Source organism: Gottschalkia purinilytica (assembly GCF_001190785.1).
Lineage (GTDB): Bacteria > Bacillota > Clostridia > Tissierellales > Gottschalkiaceae > Gottschalkia_A > Gottschalkia_A purinilytica.
Window position 1 is genome coordinate 1 of the sequence record NZ_LGSS01000061.1, and the last position, 782, is coordinate 782.

The following is a 782-nucleotide window of genomic DNA, read 5'->3' on the forward strand; positions in this document are numbered from 1 at the left end:
TTATAATACTGAAGTTCTAACTAGAAACTGTGAAACCAGTTTTAGGACACTGTCAGTTGGGCAGTTTGACTGGGGCGGTCGCCTCCTAAAGAGTAACGGAGGCGCTCAAAGGTTCCCTCAGCACGGACGGAAATCGTGCGAAGAGTGCAAAGGCAGAAGGGAGCTTGACTGCGAGACCAACAAGTCGAGCAGGAAGGAAACTTGGACTTAGTGATCCGGTGGCACCGAGTGGAAGGGCCATCGCTCAACGGATAAAAGCTACCCCGGGGATAACAGGCTTATCTCCCCCAAGAGTCCACATCGACGGGGAGGTTTGGCACCTCGATGTCGGCTCGTCTCATCCTGGAGCTGTAGCAGGTTCCAAGGGTTGGGCTGTTCGCCCATTAAAGAGGCACGCGAGCTGGGTTCAGAACGTCGTGAGACAGTTCGGTCCCTATCCGTCGTGGGCGTAGGAAATTTGAAAGGAGCTGTCCCTAGTACGAGAGGACCGGGATGGACAGACCACTGGTGTATCAGTTGTCGTGCCAACGGCATGGCTGAGTAGCCAAGTCTGGAAGGAATAAGCGCTGAAGGCATCTAAGCGCGAAGTCTCCCTTAAGATAAGATTTCCCATTCGGTTAACGAAGTAAGACCCCAGGAAGACTACCTGGTAGATAGGTCACAGGTGTAAGGGCAGCAATGTCTTAAGCTTAGTGATACTAATAGGTCGAGGGCTTGACCAAGAAAGAAAGTAGCTGTGTAGTTTTGAAGGTACAAACCTTTAAAAGAATATATTAAGTTAA

At 50.5% G+C, this 782-nt stretch carries 1 rRNA gene; it reads left to right on the forward strand.

Annotated features, from left to right (window positions below):
- Window positions 1–722 (forward strand): 23S ribosomal RNA (locus tag CLPU_RS16345); the annotation flags it as partial.
- Window positions 723–782: the final 60 nt, after the last annotated feature.